Genomic DNA, 19,120 nt, shown 5'->3' on the forward strand with positions numbered 1-19,120 from the left:
TCCGATGATCTCACTCCGCGCTCTCACTCCGGCTCCGAGCCCGCGGGCACCGCGCCGATCATCGCGAGCACCTCGGCCCTGTCCGCGTCCGGAGGCGTGCAGTCGGCGGGCTTCGGGCGGGGGATTCCGCCGAACTCCACGGGTGAGCCCACGTGGACGTAGCCGCCCTCCCGCCCGTGCTCGGCAGTCGTGAGCATCGGACGGCCGCCCAGATAGGGGTCGTCCCGGATCCCGTCGATGCGCGTCACGCGGTGTGCGGGGATGTCCCGGGCCCCGCATTCCTCCTCGATCTGTGCACACGTCCGCTCCGCCGCGTACTCCGCGAGCACCTCCTCGTACATCTGCGGATCGGCGCTGCGCGCGCGGTTGCTGGCCAGCTGCGGATGATTGAGGAGCTCGGGGCGGCCGAGGAGCTCGCAGAACCGCTCCCAGTTCGCATCCGTGTACGGCATGACGCACACCCAGCCGTCCCGGGTGCGGTGGGGCCGGTGCTCCGGAGCGAGGACCCGCGACCAGCCCACCGTCCCCTGCGCGGGCTCGAAGGTCTCACCGCCCATGTGCTCGACCAGCGTGAACGCGGCCATGGTGTCGACCATCGGGACGTCCGCCCAGCAGCCGTGCCCTGTCACGTGGCGCCGATGGAGGGCCGCGAGCGCGGCCTGCGCCATCGACATTCCGCAGACCTTGTCCGCCACCACGTACGGCGAGTAGCGCGGGGCCCCGTCCCGCAGCCGGTAGGCGTCGGCGAGGCCCGAGGCGGCCTGCACGACATCGTCGTAGGCGGGTGCGTCCCCCCTGTCGGAACTGCTGGCGAAGCCCTGACCGGTCACGAGGATCGCCTGGGGGTTGACCGCCTCGACCTGCTCCCAGGCCAGCCCGAACCTCGCACGCCGCCGCGGCAGCATGTTGGTGACGATGACATCGGCCCAGGCGATGAGCCCGCGCATCTCCGCTTCTCCCCGCGGCGCACTCGCATCGACGACGATGCTCTTCTTCCCCGCGTTGAGGTTCATCGCGAGTGCGCTCGTGCCCGCCTCCCCGAGCGGGCCGATCCTCCGGCCGATGTCCCCGCCGGGGGGTTCGGCCTTCACCACCGTCGCGCCCAGGTCCCTGAGCATCTTGCCGGCATAGGGGGCCATGATGACCGACCCCACCTCGAGCACCCTCACCCCTGCCAGCGGACCGCCGCCGCCCTGTCCGCCCGTCATCGCTGCATCAGCTCGGGCACGAACAGTGCGAGGGACGGGAAGGCGAACACGAGCGCCACCACCGCGAGCATGCCGAGGATGAAGGGCACGGAGCCTGCGAAGACCGTCTCCAGCGGGATCCGGCTCGCGCGCGCCGTGACGAAGGCGTTGAGCCCCAGCGGAGGCGTCACGAGCCCGATCTCCGCGACCAGGATGACGACGATGCCGAACCAGATGGGATCGAAGCCGAGCGCCTCCACGAGCGGCAGGGTGACCGGCACCGTGAGCGCGATGATCGCCATCTGGTCCATGAAGAACCCGAGCACCAGGTAGACGAGGACCATGCCGAGCATGATGACCACGGGCGGCACCTCCCATGCGCCCACAGCGGCGACCACGGCGGGCGTCACCCGCGTCTCGGCGAGGAAGTGCCCGAAGACATGGGCCGCCACGATGATGACCATGATCATCGCGCTGCTCGTCACGGTGCCCACGAAGGCCTCGCGGACGGCCTTCCAGCTCATCCTCCGGTTCAGGGCCATGAGACCGAGGCCGCCGAGGGCCCCGACCGCCGCCGCCTCGGTCGCCGTCGCGATCCCGAAGAACACGGTGCCCACCACGAGCAGGAACAGCACGCCCACCGGCACGAGGCCCGCGAGCGAGCGCGCCTTCTCACCCCAGCTCGTCGCGTTCGCGGCCGGCGCCTGCCCGCGCAGCGCCTGCACGTAGACGACGGCGCACAGCGCGAGCGCCATGAGCACACCGGGCACGAGTCCCGCGAGCAGAGTCTGGCCCACGCTCGTCTCCGCCGTGATGGCGTAGAAGATCAGCAGGATGGAGGGCGGGATCATCGCCGCGAGGGTGCCCGCGCTCGCGACCGAACCCGTCGCGAGGCCCTTCGAGTAGCCCTGCCTCACCATCTCGCCCGTCGAGGTGTGGGCGAGGGTGGCGGCCGCCGCCGTCGAGGAGCCGGACACGGAGGCGAATCCCGCACCGGCCAGGACCGCGGCGATCCCCGTCCCGCCGCGCACCCGGCCCACCAGCACGCGCGCGCTCTCGAACAGCGAGTTCAGGGCGCCGCTGGCGAGCACGAAGTGCGCCATGAGGATGAACAGGGGGATCGCGGAGAGGGAGAACTTCCCTGCCGCGGACATCGGGACGACCTGGAACACCGCGAACGCCGAGGCGAAGCCGTCGACGGCCACGAGGCCCACAGTGCCCGCGGCGAGGATCGCGAAGGCGACGGGCACGCGCAGGAGGATGAGGACCAGCAGGAGGAGCGTGACTGCGATGACGATCATGATCCGGCCTCCCCGCGGTGCAGGAAGCGCGGCGCGTCGACGAGCGCGGTCAGCAGCAGCGCCCCGGCGCCGATCGGCTGCAGCGACAGCCACATCCAGGTCGGCACGGCGATGTCGGAGGAGCCGGGCGGCGGGGCGTCGCCGAGCTGGAAGGCGGAGACCGCTCCGCTCACGCCCGCCGCGCAGAGAAGAGCGGCCGAGGCCAGCACCGCCGCCAGCGCGACGACCCGGGCACACGCGCGGGCGCGGGGCGACAGCCGTGAGTAGACGAGGCCCGCACTCACATGACCCGCGCACACGTACATCCACGGCAGCGCGAGGAACACCGCGCCGGGCATGAGGATCCGCTCGACGGCGCTCACGTTCCACCCGAGCGGCGCGGACAGGGCGTAGCGGGCCGCCGTCTCGGCCAGCATGATGAGAAGCAGGAGGGCGAGGGCGAGGGAGGCGAGCACGGCGCTGCCGGTGCCCAGGCCCCGGACGAGGGGGTGCATGCCCGCACCTGCCGCTTCCCCCTCGGTGACGGTCTGCTCGTTCGTGTTCTGCTCGGTCATGGGCTCAGCCCTCCTGGGACTCGGGCGCGTGCGCGGTGAGGGCGTCCTCATAGGCTTTCAGCACTCGAGTTCCGGGGAGACCAGCGGCGTCATAGGACTCGGCCCACTCCTGCCGCACGGGATCGAGGAGCGCGGCGAACTCCTCCTTCTGCGCACCCTCGAACTCGGTGAAGACCACTCCGGCCTCCCGCATCACCGCCTCGGCCGCGGGGTTCTCCTCCGTGATGCCCGCGCACAGCCGGGCGGAGGCGGCATCGGCGGCACTGCTGATCCGCTCCCGCTCGGCGGCGGTCAGCTCCTGCCAGACGTCCTCGGCGATCACATAGGGGATCGCGAAGCTGCCGGCGTTGAGGCCCTTCGTGGAGTATCGGAGGACCTCCTCGAGCCGGTACGGGGTCACGCTCGCATAGGGGAAGGAGATGCCGTCCACGGTGTGCCGGGACAGGGCCTCGTAGGCATCCGCGGCCGGCATGCTCACGGGCGCGGCGCCGAGGGCGTCCACATTCGCGTCCATCGCACCGCCGGAGGAGCGGATCGTCAGCCCCGCGAGGTCGGCGGGCTCCCGAACCGGACGGTTCGCGGTCATGATCTCGTAGCCCGGGAGCACCGCGACCCACAGCGGCCGCAGCCCCCGCGGCTCGTACTCCTCGCGGTAGAGCACCCCGTCCTCGTCCAGGAGGTCGAGGAGCGCGGCCGAGGCCTGGCACGGGTCCTCCGCGAGCCCCGGCAGGTCCGTCACGCTGGACAGCGGCAGCTGGTCGGACAGGTAGGCGGCCGCTGCGGGAGCGATGTCGATCGTGCCCGCCTGCGTGAGGTCGGCGATGTCACGGGGGCTGCCCAGCTGCCCCGAGGGGTAGTACTCGACCTCGAGGGATCCTTCCCCCGGTGCGGCGACATCTCCGAGGAAGCCCTCGACCCCGTGGCGGGCGAACATGTGCGTCGTCGAATAGCTGTCGGCGAGCTTGAGCACCGGCGCCTCCGTCTCCGGCGCCGCGCAGCCGGCGAGCGCCAGCGCCGCCGCCAGGACGATCCCGCAGAGACCGCGTCGGGCCCTGCGCGTGCTCCGCGCCGTCCGTGAGCCCCGCGCTCTCAGTGAGCCCCGCGCTGTCCGTGTGCTCCGCCGCGCCGGCGGAACGTCGTCGTGCTCCGGCACCGGAATACCTCCATTGGCATTTGCGAACCTGAGTTCGGTAACACGAACGATGCTACTGCCGAGACCACTCGGGGGCAAGGCCTCCCACCGGCCCCGCCACGATCTCCGCATGCGCCCTGAGGTGATCCCGCATCGCCGCCTCGGCAGCGACGGCGTCCCCGTCGGAGAACGCCGCGAGGATCCGCTCATGGGCCCGCACCGTCTCCCGCAGCTCCGGCTCCCGGATGCGCAGCGGGTCGTCGGTGAGCTCGCGGATGGGCCCGTGCAGCCCCTCCACGACCGCGGCGAGCACGGCATTGCCGCTGCTGTGCGCGATGAGGGAGTGGAAGCGGGCATTGGCCTCGAAGAACTCCGAGCGCGTCCGGGCCCGCACCATCGCCCGCTGGAGCCCCGCGAGCTCACCCCGCGCCTCGGCGGAGATCCGGTCGGCCGCGAGCGCGGCGCACCGGGGCTCGAGTTCGAGGCGGGCCTCGGCCAGATCCGCCGCGGGGAAGCCCGCGCGGCCGACCGCCTGCCGCAGGGCGGCGGTCACGGGACCGGGGCCGGGTGCGGACACGAAGGTGCCGCCGCCCCTGCCGACGCGCCGCTCCACCAGCCCCTCCGCCGCGAGCGCGGCCAGCGCGGCCCGCACCGTCGTCCGGCTGACACCGTGGGCCTCGGCCAGCGAGCGCTCGGGCGGCAGGGCCGAGCCCACCGCGCACTCCCCGCCCGTGATCGCCTCCCGCAGCCGCCCGGCCACGCGCGCGGTCCCGCTCCCGCCCATGCGCCCTCCTTCACATTCGCACTCAATGGTAGTACCTTAAAGCCGAATGGCACGCACTATGAGGAGGACACGTGGGATTCGGACTCACCGAGGCGCAGGAGGAGATCGCCCAGGCCGCACGGGAGATCGTCGCTCCCTTCGACGACGAGTACTGGTCCGAGAAGGACGCATCCAAGGAGTTCCCCCGGGAGTTCTACGATCATCTCGCCGCGCACGGCTGGCTGGGCATCACCACTCCGGAGGAGTACGGCGGCGGGGGCATGGGGATCACGGAGGCCACCCTCCTGCTGGAGGCGATCGCCGCCGGGGGCGGGGCGATGAATGCCGCGAGCGCCGTGCACATGACGATCTTCGGCATGCACCCCGTCATCGTCCACGGCTCCGAGGAGCTCCGCCGCGAGAACCTCCCCCGGGTGGCCTCGGGGGATCTCCACGTGTGCTTCGGGGTGACGGAGCCGGATGCCGGTCTCGACACCACGCGGATCACCACCTTCGCCCGTCGCCGTGGGGAGGACTACGTGGTCAGCGGCCGCAAGGTGTGGATCTCCAAGGCCGTCGAGTCGGAGAAGATCCTGCTGCTGACCCGCACCACCCCTCGCGAGGACGTCGAACGGCCCACGGACGGCCTCACCCTCTTCTTCACGGACCTCGACCGCAGGCACGTGGACGTGCGGCCCATCCGCAAGATCGGGCGCAACGCGGTGACCTCCAATGAGCTCGTCATCGACGACCTCGTGATCCCGGCCGCGCACCGCGTGGGCGAGGAGGGCAAGGGCTTCACGTACATCCTCGACGGCCTCAACCCCGAGCGCATGCTCATCGCCGCCGAGGCCCTGGGGATCGGGCGTGCCGCGCTGGCGAAGGCCACGGCATATGCGAAGGAGCGGGTGGTCTTCGACCGCCCCATCGGCATGAATCAGGGCCTCCAGTTCCCGCTCGCGGACTCGCTCGCGAAGCTCGACGCCGCGGAGCTCGCCCTGCGCAAGGCCACGTGGACCTACGACCAGGGGCTGCCCAGCGGACGCGAGGCCAACACCGCGAAGTACCTCTGTGCCGAGGCCGGGGTGGATGCCGCCGACCGCGCGCTCCAGGTGCACGGCGGCATGGGCTACTCCGAGGAGTACCACGTGGGCCGCTACCTCCGCGAGGTCCGGCTCATGAAGATCGCGCCGGTGAGCCAGGAGATGGTGCTCAACTACCTGGGCACCAAGGTGCTGGGCCTGCCCCGCTCGTACTGACGCACCCACCGCGGGCGGATCGCCGTGGTTGTGCACGCGAGGGCTCCCGGCGATTCCGCACGCGGCGTCTCCGCTTTCACACGCTGCAGCGCCGCAGTGCGGAGATTGAGTGCGGGAAGCCGGAGGGCGGGTGCTGTTCCGGCGGCAGGCACACAAGAGGGGCGGAGCTGAGGACCCGTACGGGTCCTCAGCTCCGCCCCCTGCACGACCGAGAGCCGGGCAGCCCCGGTGCTCAGCCTGCGGCTGCCTGCCGTTCGGCGATCTCGACGACGTTGACAAGCAGCATCGCACGCGTCATCGGCCCCACGCCCCCGGGGTTGGGGGTGTAGTACGCGGCCTGCTCACGGGCGGCGGCGTCGATGTCGCCCACCACGCGGGACTTGCCGGTCTCTGCGTCCGTCTCCCGGGAGACGCCCACGTCCACGAGCACGGCGCCGGGCCTGACCATGTCCGCCGTGACGATCCCCGCCTGCCCCGCCGCCGCGACGATGACATCGGCCTGGGACACGAGCGAGGCGAGGTCCTGCGTCCCCGTGTGGGTGAGGGTGACGGTCGCATTCACGTCCTTGCGCGTGAGCAGCAGGCCGATGGGCCTGCCCACCGTCACACCGCGCCCCAGCACCACCACGTGCTTGCCGTTCAGCTCCACGCCGTGACGGCTCAGGAGCTCCACGATGCCGTGCGGGGTGCACGGCAGCGGCGTGTCGATCTCCTCGCGGACCCGCAGCACCAGGTTGCCCAGGTTCTGCGGGTGCAGCCCGTCGGCGTCCTTGGCCGGGTCGATGAGGCTGAGCACGCGGTTCTCGTCGATGCCCGCCGGCAGCGGCAGCTGGACGATGTAGCCCGTGCACTCCGGGTTCTCGTTGAGGCGCTGCACTGCCGCCTCGATCTCGGCCTGCGTGGCGGTCTCGGGCAGGTCCTCGCGAATGGAGGCGATCCCGATCTCAGCACAGTCGCGGTGCTTGCCCGCCACATACCACTGGGAGCCGGGGTCCTCGCCCACGAGGAGCGTGCCCAGACCGGCTCGCACGCCATTCTCGCCCAGTGCGGCCACCCGCTCGGAGAGCTCGGACTTGATGGCGGCCGCGGTCGCCTTGCCGTCGAGCTTCACAGCGCCCTGGGTCTCTGCCGTCTGCTGCGTCATCAGTACTGCTCCAGACCTTCGTAGAGCGGGAAGCCGTCGGTGAGGCGCAGGACCCGGGCCCGCAGCGCATCGGCATCGGCGCCGGGCTTGAGCGCCTGGGCGATGATGTCGGCGACCTCGGTGAACTCCTCCGCACCGAACCCGCGGGAGGCGAGCGCCGGGGTGCCGATCCGCAGGCCCGAGGTGACCATCGGGGGCCGCGGGTCGAAGGGCACCGCGTTGCGATTGACGGTGATGCCCACGCTGTGGAGCAGGTCCTCGGCCTCCTGGCCGTTGAGCGGCGAGTTCCGCAGGTCGACGAGGACGAGGTGCACATCGGTGCCGCCCGTGAGCACCTGGACCCCGGCCTCGGCGACATCGGCCTCCTGCAGGCGGTCGGCGAGGATCTGCGCGCCCTCGAGGGTGCGCTCCTGCTTGGTCCGGAACTCGGCCTCGGCGGCGAGCTTGAAGGCCACGGCCTTGGCCGCGACCACGTGCATGAGCGGGCCGCCCTGCTGACCGGGGAACACGGCGGAGTTGAGCTTCTTCGCGTGCGCCTCATCGCGCGAGAGGATGAAGCCCGAGCGCGGACCGCCGATCGTCTTGTGCACCGTCGAGGAGACGACATCGGCGACCGGGACGGGGTTCGGGTGGAGGCCCGCGGCGACGAGCCCGGCGAAGTGGGCCATGTCCACCCACAGCGTCGCCTCGACCTCGTCGGCGATCTCGCGGAAGGCGTCGAAGTCGAGCTGACGGGGGTAGGCTGACCAGCCCGCGACGATCACCTTGGGGCGGTGCTCGAGCGCGCGCTTGCGCACGACGTCCATGTCGATGCGGTGCGTGGCGGGATCGACCTCGTAGGAGGCGACATCGTAGAGGCGGCCGGAGAAGTTGATCTTCATGCCGTGGGTGAGGTGGCCGCCGTGGGCCAGGTCCAGGCCCAGCATCTTGTCCCCGGAGCGGGCGAAGGCGTGCATGACGGCGGCATTCGCCGAGGCGCCGGAGTGGGGCTGCACGTTCGCATAGGCCGCGCCGAACAGGCTCTTCGCCCGCTCGATCGCGAGGTTCTCCGCGACATCGACGAACTCGCAGCCGCCGTAGTAGCGGCGGCCGGGGTAGCCCTCCGCGTACTTGTTGGTGAGCACGGAGCCCTGCGTCTGCAGGACCGCGCGCGGCACGAAGTTCTCCGAGGCGATCATCTCGAGGGTCCCGCGCTGACGGGACAGCTCCTGGTCGAGGACCTGGGCGATCTCTGGATCGATGTCTGCGAGGCCTGCGTTGAACGCAGCCGTGGCGTCGGACATGTGAGGACTCTCCTGAGGTGGGCAGTGAAATCGGGTGAGCGCGGCGGCCGGTTCTCCGCCTGTGCTCAGATTAACAGCTTTCCGATCTGATATATCAGTTGTTCGGGCAGTTTTCCCGGCATCCCGTCCGCGCACCGTGTCAGTTTCGTTGCGTCGCGCCCTTCTCACGGCCCCGGACGCCCACTAGGTTCATGGGCATGACGTCGAAGAAGCCGCACGGCCGGCTGCGCCGCCTCCCGATCCCCGCCGGTCCCGTGAACCTCGCGCGCCAGGCCTTCCTCCGCTTCGCGAACGTGGGGCTCACGGCCGCCTACGGCGCCTACCGGGTCCACCCCGCAGTGTGGCGGGCCACCGCTCGGAACTACCATCCGGCCCTCGCGCGCTTCGCGAGGCTCAACGCCTGGATGATCTGCCAGCAGGCCTCGCTCGACGTGCCCGCCTATCAGGACCACCTGGCCGAGCACGGCTACTCCTTCCGCTGGTGGGACCTGGAGAACTATCCGCTGACATCGAAGGACTCCTATGTGCGCAGGTACACGGAGGACCAGCGCTGCTGGAACGGGGAGATCGAGCTCGCCGGGACCGTGATCGACGAGTCCTCCGGCTCCTCCGGCACGCCCTTCAACTGGATGCGCTCCAAGCGCGAGCTGCGCACCGTCCACAAGAACGTTGCCGGTTACGTGACCCTGCTCTTCGGCTCGCAGAACCTGTTCTGCATCAACGCATTCTCGATGGGCGCATGGGCCACCGGCACCAACACGGGGCTCGCGATGGCGCAGGTCGCCGCCGTGAAGAACACCGGACCGGACCTCGAGAAGATCCTCGACACCCTCGCGCACTTCGGTCCGGGCTTCACCTACCTCGTGAGCGCCTATCCGCCGTTCCTCAAGCACCTCGTGGACCGCATGGACCAGGAGCCCGAGCGCTGGGCCGGCTACGCGATCAGCGGCTTCGTGGGCGGCGAGGCGATGACGGAGGGACTGCGCGACTACCTCGAGGCCCGCCTGGAGCGCGTGTACTCCGGCTACGGCGCCAGCGACCTCACGATCGGGATGGCCGGGGAGTCCGATCTCTCCGTCGTCCTCCGCCGGGCGCTGGACTCGCATCCCGGCTTCCGCGCCGCGGTGCTGGGCGAGGACGAGGCGCGCACGCCCATGGTGTTCCAGTACAACCCGCTCGAGACCTACCTCGAGACGACGGCCGAGGACGAGCTCGTCGTCACCATCAACTCCGCCTCCGTCATGAGCCCGCGCCTGCGCTACAATATCGGCGACGAGGCCCGGCTCATCGACTTCCCCGACATGGTCGAGCTCACCCGCCCCTTCCCCGAGCTCGCCGAGGCGTGCTCGCGCGCCTTCCGCAGCCAGCGCATGCGGCTGCCGTTCGTGCTGCTCTTCGGCCGCTCGGACTCGACCATCAGCTACATGGGCGCGAACATCTACCCGCTCGACGTGGAGAACGGCCTCTACCGCGACAACCCCCGCGCCCGCCTCATCGAGTCCTTCCGCACCGAGCTCGTGGAGGTGGGCGGGCTCGAGGTGCGACCCGTGCTCCACATCGAGCTGCGGGATCCGGCGACGGTCCCCGAGGCCGCGCTCAGCGAGTCCGAGCGCGCGGAGATGGCAGAGGCGACCGCGGCGGGGGTCGTCGCGCACCTGGCGCAGGTCTCCCGGGACTTCCGCGCCTCGCTCGAGGAGGATCCCTCCGCGGCCGAGGTGGGCGTCGTCGTCCACGACCACCGCAGCGGCCCCTTCGCCGGCGGGCCGGAGAAGATCAAGAACGTCTACCTCATGAGGGGCGAGCGCGCATGAGATCGAACGACTTCTCCGCGGGACCGCCCCAGGCGAGGGCGGAGGCCTTCTTCCTCGGGATGAACAGGTACCGTTCCCCGGCGGCGATGCTCCGGCAGGTGCGGCGATGGTCAGCCGTCGCGCGGGCGCTGAAGCGGCATCCGGGCTACCTGTGGCACCGCAGCTACCTCGAGCTCCCCGACGGGATCGGGCTCATGGTCGCGTTCGCCGACCGCGATTCCCTGCTCGCCTTCGCCCGCACCCCCGAGCACCACGAGATCATGAAGTGGCTCGTGGGCGGTGGGGCGAAGGCACCGGCCCGCGGAGGCTTCATCCGCATCCTCGGCGCGGAGGAATGGGGCTACACCAACGGCGAGTTCCGGGCCGAGGACGGGCGAACGGAGCTCATCGAGGCCTTCACCCCGCTCTCGGACGAGGAGGTGGGAGGGGCGGGTGCGGAGACGGGCGACAGCGGGACAGCCGGACCGGGGGCGGACGGGCCGAGGACGGCCGGACCGGCCGCCGGGCGGCCCGCCCCGACCGCGGGGCTGTCCACGGCCGCGCCTGCCGGCAGCGCTCTCCCCAGCCTCCGCGCCTGGGCCGAACGGCGTCTGCGCACTCGCACAGCGGGTGAGCACGGGCGACCGGGAGCCGGGGGCCGGCCGAGCGACGGACAGCCGGGAGACAGCGGGCGGCCGCGAGCCGGTGACCGACCGGGAGACGACCGGCAGCCGGAGCGGGGCCGGGAGTGAACGCAGACCTCCTCGTCTCCCCCGTGGTCAGCCGCGCAGATCGGGGGGACTTCCTCGACCTGCCGGGGCGCCTGCACTCCGCGGCGGGTACCCACGGCCATCACGTGCCGCTCCTGCGCACGGAGGTGAGCGGCTGGCTCACGGGACGGGGGTGGTTCCCCGAGGCGATCACCGGCCTGCTCGCCCGCACTGCCGCTGGGGAGCCGGTCGGGCGGATGATCGTGCACCATGCCGATTCCCTCGACGCGCGGCTCGGGGCCCGGACCCAGCTGTTCGGAGCGCTCGAGGCCGAGGACGCGGACGTCGTCCGTGCGCTCATCGGGGAGGCGGAGGCACACGGCCGCGAGCGGGGCCGCACCCGGCTGTTCGGTCCGGTCTCGCCGCTGCCCAATGTCACCGGCGGGGTCATGACGGACGGCTTCGCGCACCCCGGCTTCTTCGACACCGTGTGGACCCCGCCCTTCCTCGCGCAGGCGCTCGAGGCGGAGGGACTCTCGCGCTGGGGCGCGGCCCACACCTGGGAGGTCGATATCGCCGAGGTGCCGGCCGCGCTGCGCCGACCGCCCACCGCGTACGAACTCGAGCAGGCGGGGGTGCGCTTCCTGCGGCCCCGGCGTCGTCCCGGCTGGCTCGCCCATATGCTCCGGCCCGCGCTCAACGCCTCCTTCGCGCAGCTGCCCTATTTCACGGAGATCGGCGGGGCGCAGATGCGCGCACAGACCAGTGGGGTGGAGCTGCTCATGGACCCGCGGCTCGTCGTCCTGGCCGTGGAGGACGCAGGACCGCGGGAAGATGCAGGCGGGCCGGTGACGGCAGACGGGCGGCCGCCTCGCGCACGGCTCGCTGATCGGCTCGCACACCGGTTCACGGATCGGTCCGCCCGCCCGGAGTACCTCGTCTCCTTCGCGCTCGTGCTCCCCGATCCCGTCGACGTCCTGCGCGCTCACGACGGGAGGCTGGGACCGCGGGCCGCTCTGGATCTGCTGCGATCCGCACGGGGCGCCTCGCGCACTGCGGTCCTCATCGTGCAGGGCACGCGCCCGGAGCACCAGGGCCGCGGCCTCCTGAGCCTGTGTGTGCGCAGGCTCTACGCGGCGCTGCACGCGGGTGGCTACGACCGTCTGCGGGTGACATTCATCGCCGAGGACAACCCGGCCTCGGCGGCGGTGTTCGCACGGGCCGGCGGCAGGAGGCTGCACGGGCTGTGCTTCTTCACCCGCGACCTCGCCACCGGCGCACGCGGCACCGGCGACACAGCCAGCGAGCGCCTCGACGGACCGGCCCTCGCAGGCAGCCCGGAGGCCGCGCATGGATGAGTCCCGGCTGAATCCGATCGCCGAGCGGGCCTTCCGGGTCGCCGCCCGGGCGCCCTCGGCGCACAACACCCAGCCCTGGCGGCCTGCTGTCGTGCGCCTGTCACCGCTCACCGTGCGGGTTGCCGTCGATCCGGCCAGGACCCTGCCGCTGGCCGACCCGCTCCACATGGACACCCTGCTGGGAATGGGCTGCTGGACCGAGGCCTTCTCCATCGCATGCGCCGAGGCGGGCGCGAGAGCACGGCTCACCGCGGTCACGGGCGCCGGGCCGCAGACGGTGCTCACGCTCGAGGTCACGGACACAGGGGCCGCGGACCCTGGGCGTGCCGTCCGTGAAAGCTCCGACCGCGAGGCCGCAGTCTCCGGCTCAGCAGCGTTCAGATCCGCGGAGGTCCATGCCCGCCAGGTGGATCGCGGGAGGCTGGAGCCCGACGACACCGCGCTGGCAGACGCCCTCGCGGAGTTCTCCGCGCTCACGGAGCTCTCCGCACCCCTGCCCGCGGTCCCCCGGCCGGCTGAGGACCGGAGCAGTCCGGTGCCGCCCGCGGTCCTGCTCGCACAGATTCCCGAACCCCTGTGGGCGCGGCTGAACGGCCGAGCCGCCCTGCACATCGCGCAGACCCCGGCCATGCTCCGTGAGACCCTGGACTGGCTGCGCCTGGACCCGGCCGATCCGCGCTGGGCCGAGGACGGCCTCACGGCGGACTGCCTGCGCCTGCCCCGGTGGGAGGCGGCGATGCTGCGCCGCCTGCTGGAATCCGGCCTCGGCCGCGAACTCACCGGGGGCGCTGAGCACTGGCAGCCTCCTCTGGCCCGGGTGCTCGGCGGCCTGCGGCAGAGGCTCCCGGGGCCGCGCAGCGCGCCCGCGCGGCTGGTCCTCGGAACCCGTGCCTCAGACAGCGCGGCGGGAGTCTCCGCTCAGGACTGGGTGGTGCTCGGCAGATCGCTGCTGAGGCTGTGGCTCGTCCTCGCCCGTCATGGGCTGAAGGTCAGCGTGCAGTCCGAGCTCAAGGACTCGCCGGCCTCGGCGGCCCTCCTCGCGGGGCTGCTGGGAGAGCGCGGCGTCGATGCGGGAGCACCCCGGTCCCGGGCACACACCCGCGGCGAGGCGCCCGTGCCCTTCGCGGTGTTCTCGGTGGGCAGATCGACGGGGCCCGTGCCGCGCTCGCACCGGCTCACACGGCCCGCGGAGCGCGCACCGGCGCGAGCACCAGAGCGGCGCTGACCAGCAGGACCGCGGTGATCCCGGTGACGGCGCCGAGCGCCTCGGGAGCGAGTTCCGCCCCGCCCGCTGCAAGGCTCACCGCAGTGAAGGGCAGCGCATGGGCGAAGACTGCCGGCCAGACCGTGCCCCACCGTGCGGCCGCTGCGGAGAGGAACAGGCTCAGCGGCACGAGCCCGGCCGTGAGCATGCCCGCGGTCGCGACGGAGATCGAACCCTCCCAGACATAGGCCGCATGCAGGGGAAGGTGGAAGACCGTCCAGGCGAGCGCGATCACCGCGGAGGACCCCCAGAACCCCAGCGGTGCGAGCAGAGCCGGCAGATGGCCTCGCCACACCACCTCCTCCCCCACGGTGCTCACGGAGAAGACCACCGCGATGGGGATCATCGAGAGCAGGGCGGGCACGAGGACCCGGGCGGGCTGCATCTCGATCGCGCCGAGGGAGTGGGCGAGCCCGGCGGCCATGAGGTACACGCCGGTGAGCAGGATCATCGCGAGCGCGCTGCCGGTGACGATCCGCAGGACCGGGCGCGGGCCGCCGGGCAGCAGCGCCCACCAGTGCGCGATCCGCCGGCTCAGCCTCTCCGGCTCCCCGGCGAGGGGCGGCAGGAGGAGAAGCAGGGCGAGCGAGGCGAGCGAGGGGATCCAGCGGCCCATGAGCACCGCGCCGGCGGGAACCGGCGCGTCCGCGAGCACGAAGCCCAGGCAGACGGCCGCGAGTCCGGCCGCAGCCGCAAGTGCGAGGAGCAGCGCCGCAGCCGTGCCGCGCCGGTGCTGATTCGAGGTGTGCCGCTCAGGGTTCGCACGGCGCGCGGTGACGGGGAGGTCGGCTGCTGCGGTCATGGCCTCACGCTATGAGGAAGCGCACCGCCGGCTCACTGGAGGCGCCCAGACAGGAGACGGGGGTTTTCCCCACCTGCGTGCGGGAAGGTGCGCGGGCGCTCCCTCGGATTGCACCGCAGAGATGGCGAAGGGGCCTCCCCCTCAGGAGCGGCCCCTTCAGGCTCAGTCCCATGTCCGCAGATCGCAGATGAGCTCCTCCCCGGCGAGTTCCGTCACGATCCGGACCTCCGCCCGGAAGCGCAGCCGGGAGCGGATGTGCTCGGCGAGCGCGCTGCGCACCGCATCGTCCCCTGCCCCCTGCTCACCCGTGTCCCGGACCGCCGGCACCGCTTCGCAGACCACGGTGTCACGGTGCTCGGCCCGGTCGATGACGAAGCGCAGCGCCTGGACCTCGGCGACGGCCTCCAGCAGCGAACGGATCTGGGCCGGATGCAGGAACATGCCCCTCACCTTCACCGCCTGCCCCGTCCGCCCCAGCACCCCCGCGAGCCTGCGACGACCGTCCGGGGTCGTCACCGGCGCACCGCCGGCGTCCGTGACCCAGGCCGAGAGGTCGCCCGTGCCGAACCGCACGAGCGGCGCCGTCTCCCGCACGAGCGTCACGACCACCTCACCCTCCCCCGCGTCCCGGGGCTCCCCCGTTCCGAGGTCACACACGGAGACGTCGATCCCGGTGCCCGTGACCATGCCCGGGCCGGTGCCGTCCTCATACGCGATGAGCCCGGCCTCGGCCGAACCGTAGGCCATGCGCACAGCGGGCACGCACCGCTCCAGCTCGGCCCGGAGGCTGTCCGGCAGCGGCTCCGCGGTGACGAGCGCATACGCGACCGGGAAGTCCTCGGCCGTGCCTCCTGTCTCCAGGTGGAGGTCGATGAGCGCCTTGAGGTAGCTGGGCAGGCCCACATAGCCGCGGGCGCCGAGGTCCCGGATCGCGTCGACCTGCAGCTGCTGGTTCCCGATCCCCGCCGGGACGACGGTGCCCCCGGCGGTGATGATCGCCTCGTCGAACATCGCACCGGCCGGGGAGAGGTGGTAGCCGAAGCAGTTGAGGACGACGTCCCCCGGGCGCAGACCCGCCGAGGTCAGGGCCTCGCCCCAGCGCCAGGGGTCCTCGCCCGCGGGCTGCGCCTCGTAGATGGGGCCCGGCGACTGGAAGATCCGCTTGGGTGCGGCGCCGGTCAGGACGTGTGCGCGCTCGGCCACGCGCTCGTCCTTGCTCTGGACCGGCACAGCGGCGAGGTCGGCAGGGCTCGTGACGTCTTCGCAGCGCACCCCTGCGCCCTCCAGTCGGGCACGCAGGGCGGGATCGGCCGCGGCCGCCGCGGCGAGCCTCCCGCCGATGTCCGCAGCGGTCTCCGTCTCCCTGTCTGAGTCGGTATGCATCCCGGCCCCTCTCACAGCCACCGCTTGCGGCGCTTGTAGTGCTTCACGTCCCGATAGCTCTTCTTCTCGGAATCGCCCCCGCCGATGCCCAGGTAGAACTCCTTGACGTCCGGATTGTCCGCCAGGGCCCCGGCGGAGTCCTCGAGCATGATGCGGCCCTGCTCCATGATGTAGCCGTGGTGGGCCACCGAGAGCGCCGTCCTCGCGTTCTGCTCGATCACGAGCACCGTCAGCCCCGTCTCCGCGTTGAGCCTGGAGATCGTCTCGAAGATCTCCTCCACCAGCAGCGGGGCCAGGCCCAGCGAGGGCTCGTCCAGCATGAGCAGCTTGGGGCCGGCCATCAGGGCGCGGCCGATCGCCAGCATCTGCTGCTCACCGCCGGAGAGGAACCCGGCCGTCCGCCCCCGCATCTCTGCCAGCTTGGGGAAGAACTCGTAGACGAAGCCCAGGGTCTCCCCCGCCTCCCGAGGCCGCGTGTAGCCGCCGGCCAGCAGGTTGTCCGCCACCGAGAGGTGCGGGAACACATGGCGCCCCTCCATGCACAGGCTCAGTCCCCTGCGCACCCGCTCCGGGGCGTCCATGCGGGTGATGTCCTGCCCCTCGAACACGACCGAACCGCTCGTCACCTCCCCCTGCTCACTGGGCAGCAGGCCCGAGATCGCCTTGAGCGTGGTCGACTTCCCCGCCCCGTTGGATCCCAGCAGCGCCACGATCGACCCCTCGGGCACTTCGAGCGAGAGCCCGCGGAGCACTAGGATCACCTCGTCGTAGATCACCTCGATGTTGTTAACGCGCAGCAGTGCGGCGGCGGTGTCCGGCCCGCGCGCCCCCGGGCTCGGGGCGGGTGCGGGCGCGCTCACGGAGTCGCCCCCGCTTCCACCTCGACCATCCGGCCGTCCTGCACCTCGTAGACGTTCGAGGCCACGGACCCGCGATGCGATTCGGGTGAGAACTCGACCGGCCCGCCCCCGATCACCTCACCGGTGTCGACCGCTCCCATGGTCTCCAGCGACTCTCGGATCGCAGCGCCCGTGAGGTCCTCCCCCGCTTCCAGGGTGTGGCGGATGCCCTCGGCCATGACGTGCATGGTGTACCAGCCCTGCACATAGCTCACCCCAGCGGACTCGGAGTCCTGCCCCTGTTCCTCGAGGTAGGCGGCGATCGCCTCGTGTCCGGGCTTCTCGGCGGATATGGGGGCGATCGGCTGAACCATGAGGTGGCCCTCGGCCGCGTCCCCGGCCGAGGTGATGAACAGCTCGTTGCCGCACCAGTTGAGGCAGATGATCTTCTGCTCACCGCCCTGTGCGGCCAGGTCCCGGGCCAGCTGTGCGGCGGGACTCGCGACGTTCTGCACCACGATGTACTCCGCCCCCGCGGAGTCCACCTGGCTGAGCACACCGGCGAAATTGGTGGTGCCGGCGGGCATGGCGTGCGAGACGTAGTCGATGTCCAGCCCCTGCTCCTCGACCCAGGCCTCACCATCGGCCACGGGCGAGGTGCCGAACGGCGAGTCGTTGTGCAGCACGGCCACACCCGTTTCTCCGCCGGCGTCCTGGGCGATCCAGTTGAGCGCCACCCGCATCTGATCCGAATAGGTGGGGGCGACGAGGAAGTTGTAGGGCGACTCCTCGGGAACGGTGAGCTCTTCCGAGAAGGAGCCGGACATGAACGGCAGCTCGTCGTTGGCCACGCGGGTGCGCAGCGCCTCGGTGTCACCGGTCCCCCAGCCCATGATTGCGACGACGCCGTCGTTGACATAGCGCCGGTAGAGCTCCTCGGCCTGCGGGATCTCGTAGGCGTAGTCGTTGGAATGCGCCTCGATCTCCCGGCCCTCGATGCCGCCGGCCGCGTTGAGCTGTTCGATGTAGGCGAGCATGCCGTCGTTGTAGGGTGCGCCCACGTCGCCGGTGGCGCCGGAACGGTCGGCGATGATGCCGATGGGGATGGGCTCGTCCGAGTCCGCGCTGCTCGCGTCCCCGCTGCCGCAGGCGCTCAGAACCATGAGCGAGGCCGAGGCGAGAGCCGCCGAGGCGATGAGCCGCGAGTGCCTGCGTGTCGACTTCTGTGAGTGCGTCATTGCTTCTCCTGTGGTGGTTTTCCGTGGCAGGTGAGGGTCGTGGGCGAGCTCAGTACCGGAACGGCCAGAAGCCGAAGTAGTCCTTGATGCGCTGCCATATCCGGTTGAGTCCTCGTGGTTCGAAGATGAGGAAGACGATGATGACCAGGCCGAAGGCCGCGTGCTCGAAGGCCGGCAGCTGGCGGGAGAGCACGGGGGCCACGCCGCCCAGGACGTCTGCGAGCATGCGCACCACCACCGGCAGCAGCGTGATGAACACCGCCCCGTAGACCGCTCCGGCGACGGATCCCATGCCGCCCACGATGATCATCGCGAGGTAGGTGATGGAGACGTCGATGGTGAACTTCTCCCAGGAGATGATCTCCGTGTAGTGCGCCAGCAGCGCTCCGGCCAGGCCCACATAGGCATTGGAGAGCGCGAAGGCGGTGAGCTTGGTCCGGGTGAGGTTCACCCCCATCGCCGAGGCCGCGATGTCCTGGTCGCGCACGGCCATGAAGGACCGGCCCACCGAGGTGCGGAAGAGGTTGGTGGCAGTGAGCGCCACCAGGATCGTGATGACCAGCAGGATCACGTACCACTGCTGTTCGAAGGTGGTGCGCTCGATCCGGAACCCGAACACCTCCAGCCTGCTCACGTCCACGAACCCCTGTCCCTCCGTGAGGAAGCCCCAGCGGCGGACGATGAAGATGATGACCATCTGCGAGGCCAGGGTGGCGATCGCCAGGTAGAGCCCCTTGAGGCGCAGCGCCGGCAGACCCACGATCACGCCGACCGCTGCGGTGAGCACCACGGCCGCCAGGATCGACAGCGGCGCCGGCACTCCGGCGCGATCGGTCAGGATCGCGGTGGTGAACGCGCCCACGGCCAGGAATCCGCCCTGGCCGAGCGAGATCTGCCCGGTGTAGCCCACGAGGATGTTCAGCCCGATTGCTCCGATCGCCGCGATGAGCGCGGTGTTGGCGATCGCGAGCCAGTAGTTGTCGAGCACGAAGGGGAGGACGGCGGCCGCGACGGCCAGCAGCGCCATCCGCACGATCTGCGGGCGGGTGTGCCACAGCCGCTGCTCCGAGCGGTAGGAGGTGTGGTGACGGCCGGTTTCAACAGCGGGCATGT

Annotated in this window: 17 protein-coding genes; 5 read left to right on the forward strand and 12 right to left on the reverse strand. The window is 71.4% G+C overall.

The window, feature by feature from the left end; genetic code table 11:
• Positions 1-23 precede the first annotated feature (23 nt).
• From K318_RS22595 to K318_RS23955, 5 genes are all read right to left on the reverse strand, one after another.
• Complete coding sequence (locus K318_RS22595) at positions 24-1,208, reverse strand: CaiB/BaiF CoA transferase family protein (RefSeq protein WP_051298117.1); 1,185 nt, start codon at positions 1,206-1,208, stop codon at positions 24-26.
• On the reverse strand, positions 1,205-2,488 hold the full coding sequence (locus K318_RS0115985; RefSeq protein WP_029090219.1) for a TRAP transporter large permease: 1,284 nt from the start codon (positions 2,486-2,488) through the stop codon (positions 1,205-1,207). The genes K318_RS22595 and K318_RS0115985 overlap by 4 nt, the downstream gene beginning before the upstream one ends.
• Positions 2,485-3,042: a TRAP transporter small permease subunit gene (locus tag K318_RS22600; RefSeq protein WP_051298118.1), complete on the reverse strand. Its 558-nt coding sequence runs from the start codon at positions 3,040-3,042 to the stop codon at positions 2,485-2,487. The genes K318_RS0115985 and K318_RS22600 overlap by 4 nt, the downstream gene beginning before the upstream one ends.
• Before the next feature lie 4 nt (positions 3,043-3,046).
• A complete protein-coding gene (locus K318_RS0115995; RefSeq protein WP_051298228.1) occupies positions 3,047-4,012 on the reverse strand; it encodes a TRAP transporter substrate-binding protein in 966 nt (321 codons plus the stop codon).
• A 235-nt stretch (positions 4,013-4,247) separates the two neighbouring features.
• Positions 4,248-4,958 carry a FadR/GntR family transcriptional regulator gene (locus tag K318_RS23955; protein ID WP_051298119.1) on the reverse strand — a complete coding sequence of 237 codons (711 nt, stop codon included), beginning with the start codon at positions 4,956-4,958 and terminating at the stop codon, positions 4,248-4,250.
• A 71-nt stretch (positions 4,959-5,029) separates the two neighbouring features.
• Here K318_RS23955 and K318_RS0116005 point away from each other — a divergent pair, with 71 nt between their 5' ends.
• Positions 5,030-6,196, forward strand: coding sequence for an acyl-CoA dehydrogenase family protein (locus tag K318_RS0116005; RefSeq protein WP_029090221.1), 1,167 nt, complete (start codon positions 5,030-5,032; stop codon positions 6,194-6,196).
• A gap of 232 nt (positions 6,197-6,428) precedes the next feature.
• On the opposite strand, the gene K318_RS0116010 is transcribed toward K318_RS0116005, so the two are convergent.
• On the reverse strand, positions 6,429-7,340 hold the full coding sequence (locus K318_RS0116010) for a bifunctional methylenetetrahydrofolate dehydrogenase/methenyltetrahydrofolate cyclohydrolase (protein WP_051298120.1): 912 nt from the start codon (positions 7,338-7,340) through the stop codon (positions 6,429-6,431).
• Positions 7,340-8,623 (reverse strand): serine hydroxymethyltransferase, encoded by a 1,284-nt coding sequence (gene glyA / locus K318_RS0116015; protein WP_029090223.1) that lies wholly within the window; start codon positions 8,621-8,623, stop codon positions 7,340-7,342. The genes K318_RS0116010 and glyA overlap by 1 nt, the downstream gene beginning before the upstream one ends.
• Positions 8,624-8,820: 197 nt before the next feature.
• On the opposite strand from glyA, the gene K318_RS0116020 reads away from it, so the two are divergent.
• From K318_RS0116020 to K318_RS0116035, 4 genes are read left to right on the forward strand one after another with little or no spacing between them, the layout of a single operon-like run.
• The gene (locus tag K318_RS0116020) at positions 8,821-10,434 is read left to right on the forward strand and encodes a phenylacetate--CoA ligase family protein (RefSeq protein WP_029090224.1); all 1,614 of its coding nucleotides are present in this window, start codon (positions 8,821-8,823) and stop codon (positions 10,432-10,434) included.
• Entirely contained in the window at positions 10,431-11,165 is a 735-nt protein-coding gene (locus K318_RS25295; protein WP_211233347.1) for an antibiotic biosynthesis monooxygenase family protein, read from the forward strand. The genes K318_RS0116020 and K318_RS25295 overlap by 4 nt, the downstream gene beginning before the upstream one ends.
• Positions 11,162-12,481, forward strand: coding sequence for a GNAT family N-acetyltransferase (locus K318_RS22615; RefSeq protein WP_051298121.1), 1,320 nt, complete (start codon positions 11,162-11,164; stop codon positions 12,479-12,481). The genes K318_RS25295 and K318_RS22615 overlap by 4 nt, the downstream gene beginning before the upstream one ends.
• Positions 12,474-13,706 carry a hypothetical protein gene (locus tag K318_RS0116035; protein ID WP_029090225.1) on the forward strand — a complete coding sequence of 411 codons (1,233 nt, stop codon included), beginning with the start codon at positions 12,474-12,476 and terminating at the stop codon, positions 13,704-13,706. The genes K318_RS22615 and K318_RS0116035 overlap by 8 nt, the downstream gene beginning before the upstream one ends.
• Here K318_RS0116035 and K318_RS0116040 read toward each other — a convergent pair.
• From K318_RS0116040 to K318_RS0116060, 5 genes are all read right to left on the reverse strand, one after another.
• Positions 13,657-14,547 carry a CPBP family intramembrane glutamic endopeptidase gene (locus K318_RS0116040; protein WP_029090226.1) on the reverse strand — a complete coding sequence of 297 codons (891 nt, stop codon included), beginning with the start codon at positions 14,545-14,547 and terminating at the stop codon, positions 13,657-13,659. The two genes, K318_RS0116035 and K318_RS0116040, sit on opposite strands and share 50 nt — an antisense overlap.
• Before the next feature lie 162 nt (positions 14,548-14,709).
• Entirely contained in the window at positions 14,710-15,930 is a 1,221-nt protein-coding gene (locus tag K318_RS22620) for a phenylacetate--CoA ligase family protein (RefSeq protein ID WP_051298122.1), read from the reverse strand.
• Positions 15,931-15,941: 11 nt separating this feature from the next.
• Positions 15,942-16,790 carry an ABC transporter ATP-binding protein gene (locus tag K318_RS0116050; RefSeq protein WP_051298123.1) on the reverse strand — a complete coding sequence of 283 codons (849 nt, stop codon included), beginning with the start codon at positions 16,788-16,790 and terminating at the stop codon, positions 15,942-15,944.
• On the reverse strand, positions 16,787-18,007 hold the full coding sequence (locus tag K318_RS0116055; protein ID WP_029090228.1) for an ABC transporter substrate-binding protein: 1,221 nt from the start codon (positions 18,005-18,007) through the stop codon (positions 16,787-16,789). Before K318_RS0116055 ends, K318_RS0116050 begins: the two co-directional genes overlap by 4 nt.
• A gap of 49 nt (positions 18,008-18,056) precedes the next feature.
• Positions 18,057-19,118, reverse strand: a complete 1,062-nt coding sequence (locus K318_RS0116060; protein WP_029090229.1) for a branched-chain amino acid ABC transporter permease — start codon at positions 19,116-19,118, stop codon at positions 18,057-18,059.
• Positions 19,119-19,120 lie beyond the last annotated feature (2 nt).

It is taken from the genome of Brevibacterium album DSM 18261 (assembly GCF_000426445.1).
Taxonomy (GTDB): Bacteria; Actinomycetota; Actinomycetes; order Actinomycetales; family Brevibacteriaceae; genus Brevibacterium; species Brevibacterium album.

Coding starts and splice junctions, on each gene's coding strand:
- K318_RS22595 (WP_051298117.1), bottom strand. CDS start 1,208: ATGACGGGCGGACAGGGCGGCGGCGGTCCGCTGGCAGGGGTGAGGGTG.
- K318_RS0115985 (WP_029090219.1), bottom strand. CDS start 2,488: ATGATCGTCATCGCAGTCACGCTCCTCCTGCTGGTCCTCATCCTCCTG.
- K318_RS22600 (WP_051298118.1), bottom strand. CDS start 3,042: ATGACCGAGCAGAACACGAACGAGCAGACCGTCACCGAGGGGGAAGCG.
- K318_RS23955 (WP_051298119.1), bottom strand. CDS start 4,958: ATGGGCGGGAGCGGGACCGCGCGCGTGGCCGGGCGGCTGCGGGAGGCG.
- K318_RS0116010 (WP_051298120.1), bottom strand. CDS start 7,340: ATGACGCAGCAGACGGCAGAGACCCAGGGCGCTGTGAAGCTCGACGGC.
- glyA (WP_029090223.1), bottom strand. CDS start 8,623: ATGTCCGACGCCACGGCTGCGTTCAACGCAGGCCTCGCAGACATCGAT.
- K318_RS0116020 (WP_029090224.1), top strand. CDS start 8,821: ATGACGTCGAAGAAGCCGCACGGCCGGCTGCGCCGCCTCCCGATCCCC.
- K318_RS25295 (WP_211233347.1), top strand. CDS start 10,431: ATGAGATCGAACGACTTCTCCGCGGGACCGCCCCAGGCGAGGGCGGAG.
- K318_RS0116035 (WP_029090225.1), top strand. CDS start 12,474: ATGGATGAGTCCCGGCTGAATCCGATCGCCGAGCGGGCCTTCCGGGTC.
- K318_RS0116040 (WP_029090226.1), bottom strand. CDS start 14,547: ATGACCGCAGCAGCCGACCTCCCCGTCACCGCGCGCCGTGCGAACCCT.
- K318_RS22620 (WP_051298122.1), bottom strand. CDS start 15,930: ATGCATACCGACTCAGACAGGGAGACGGAGACCGCTGCGGACATCGGC.
- K318_RS0116055 (WP_029090228.1), bottom strand. CDS start 18,007: ATGACGCACTCACAGAAGTCGACACGCAGGCACTCGCGGCTCATCGCC.
- K318_RS0116060 (WP_029090229.1), bottom strand. CDS start 19,118: ATGCCCGCTGTTGAAACCGGCCGTCACCACACCTCCTACCGCTCGGAG.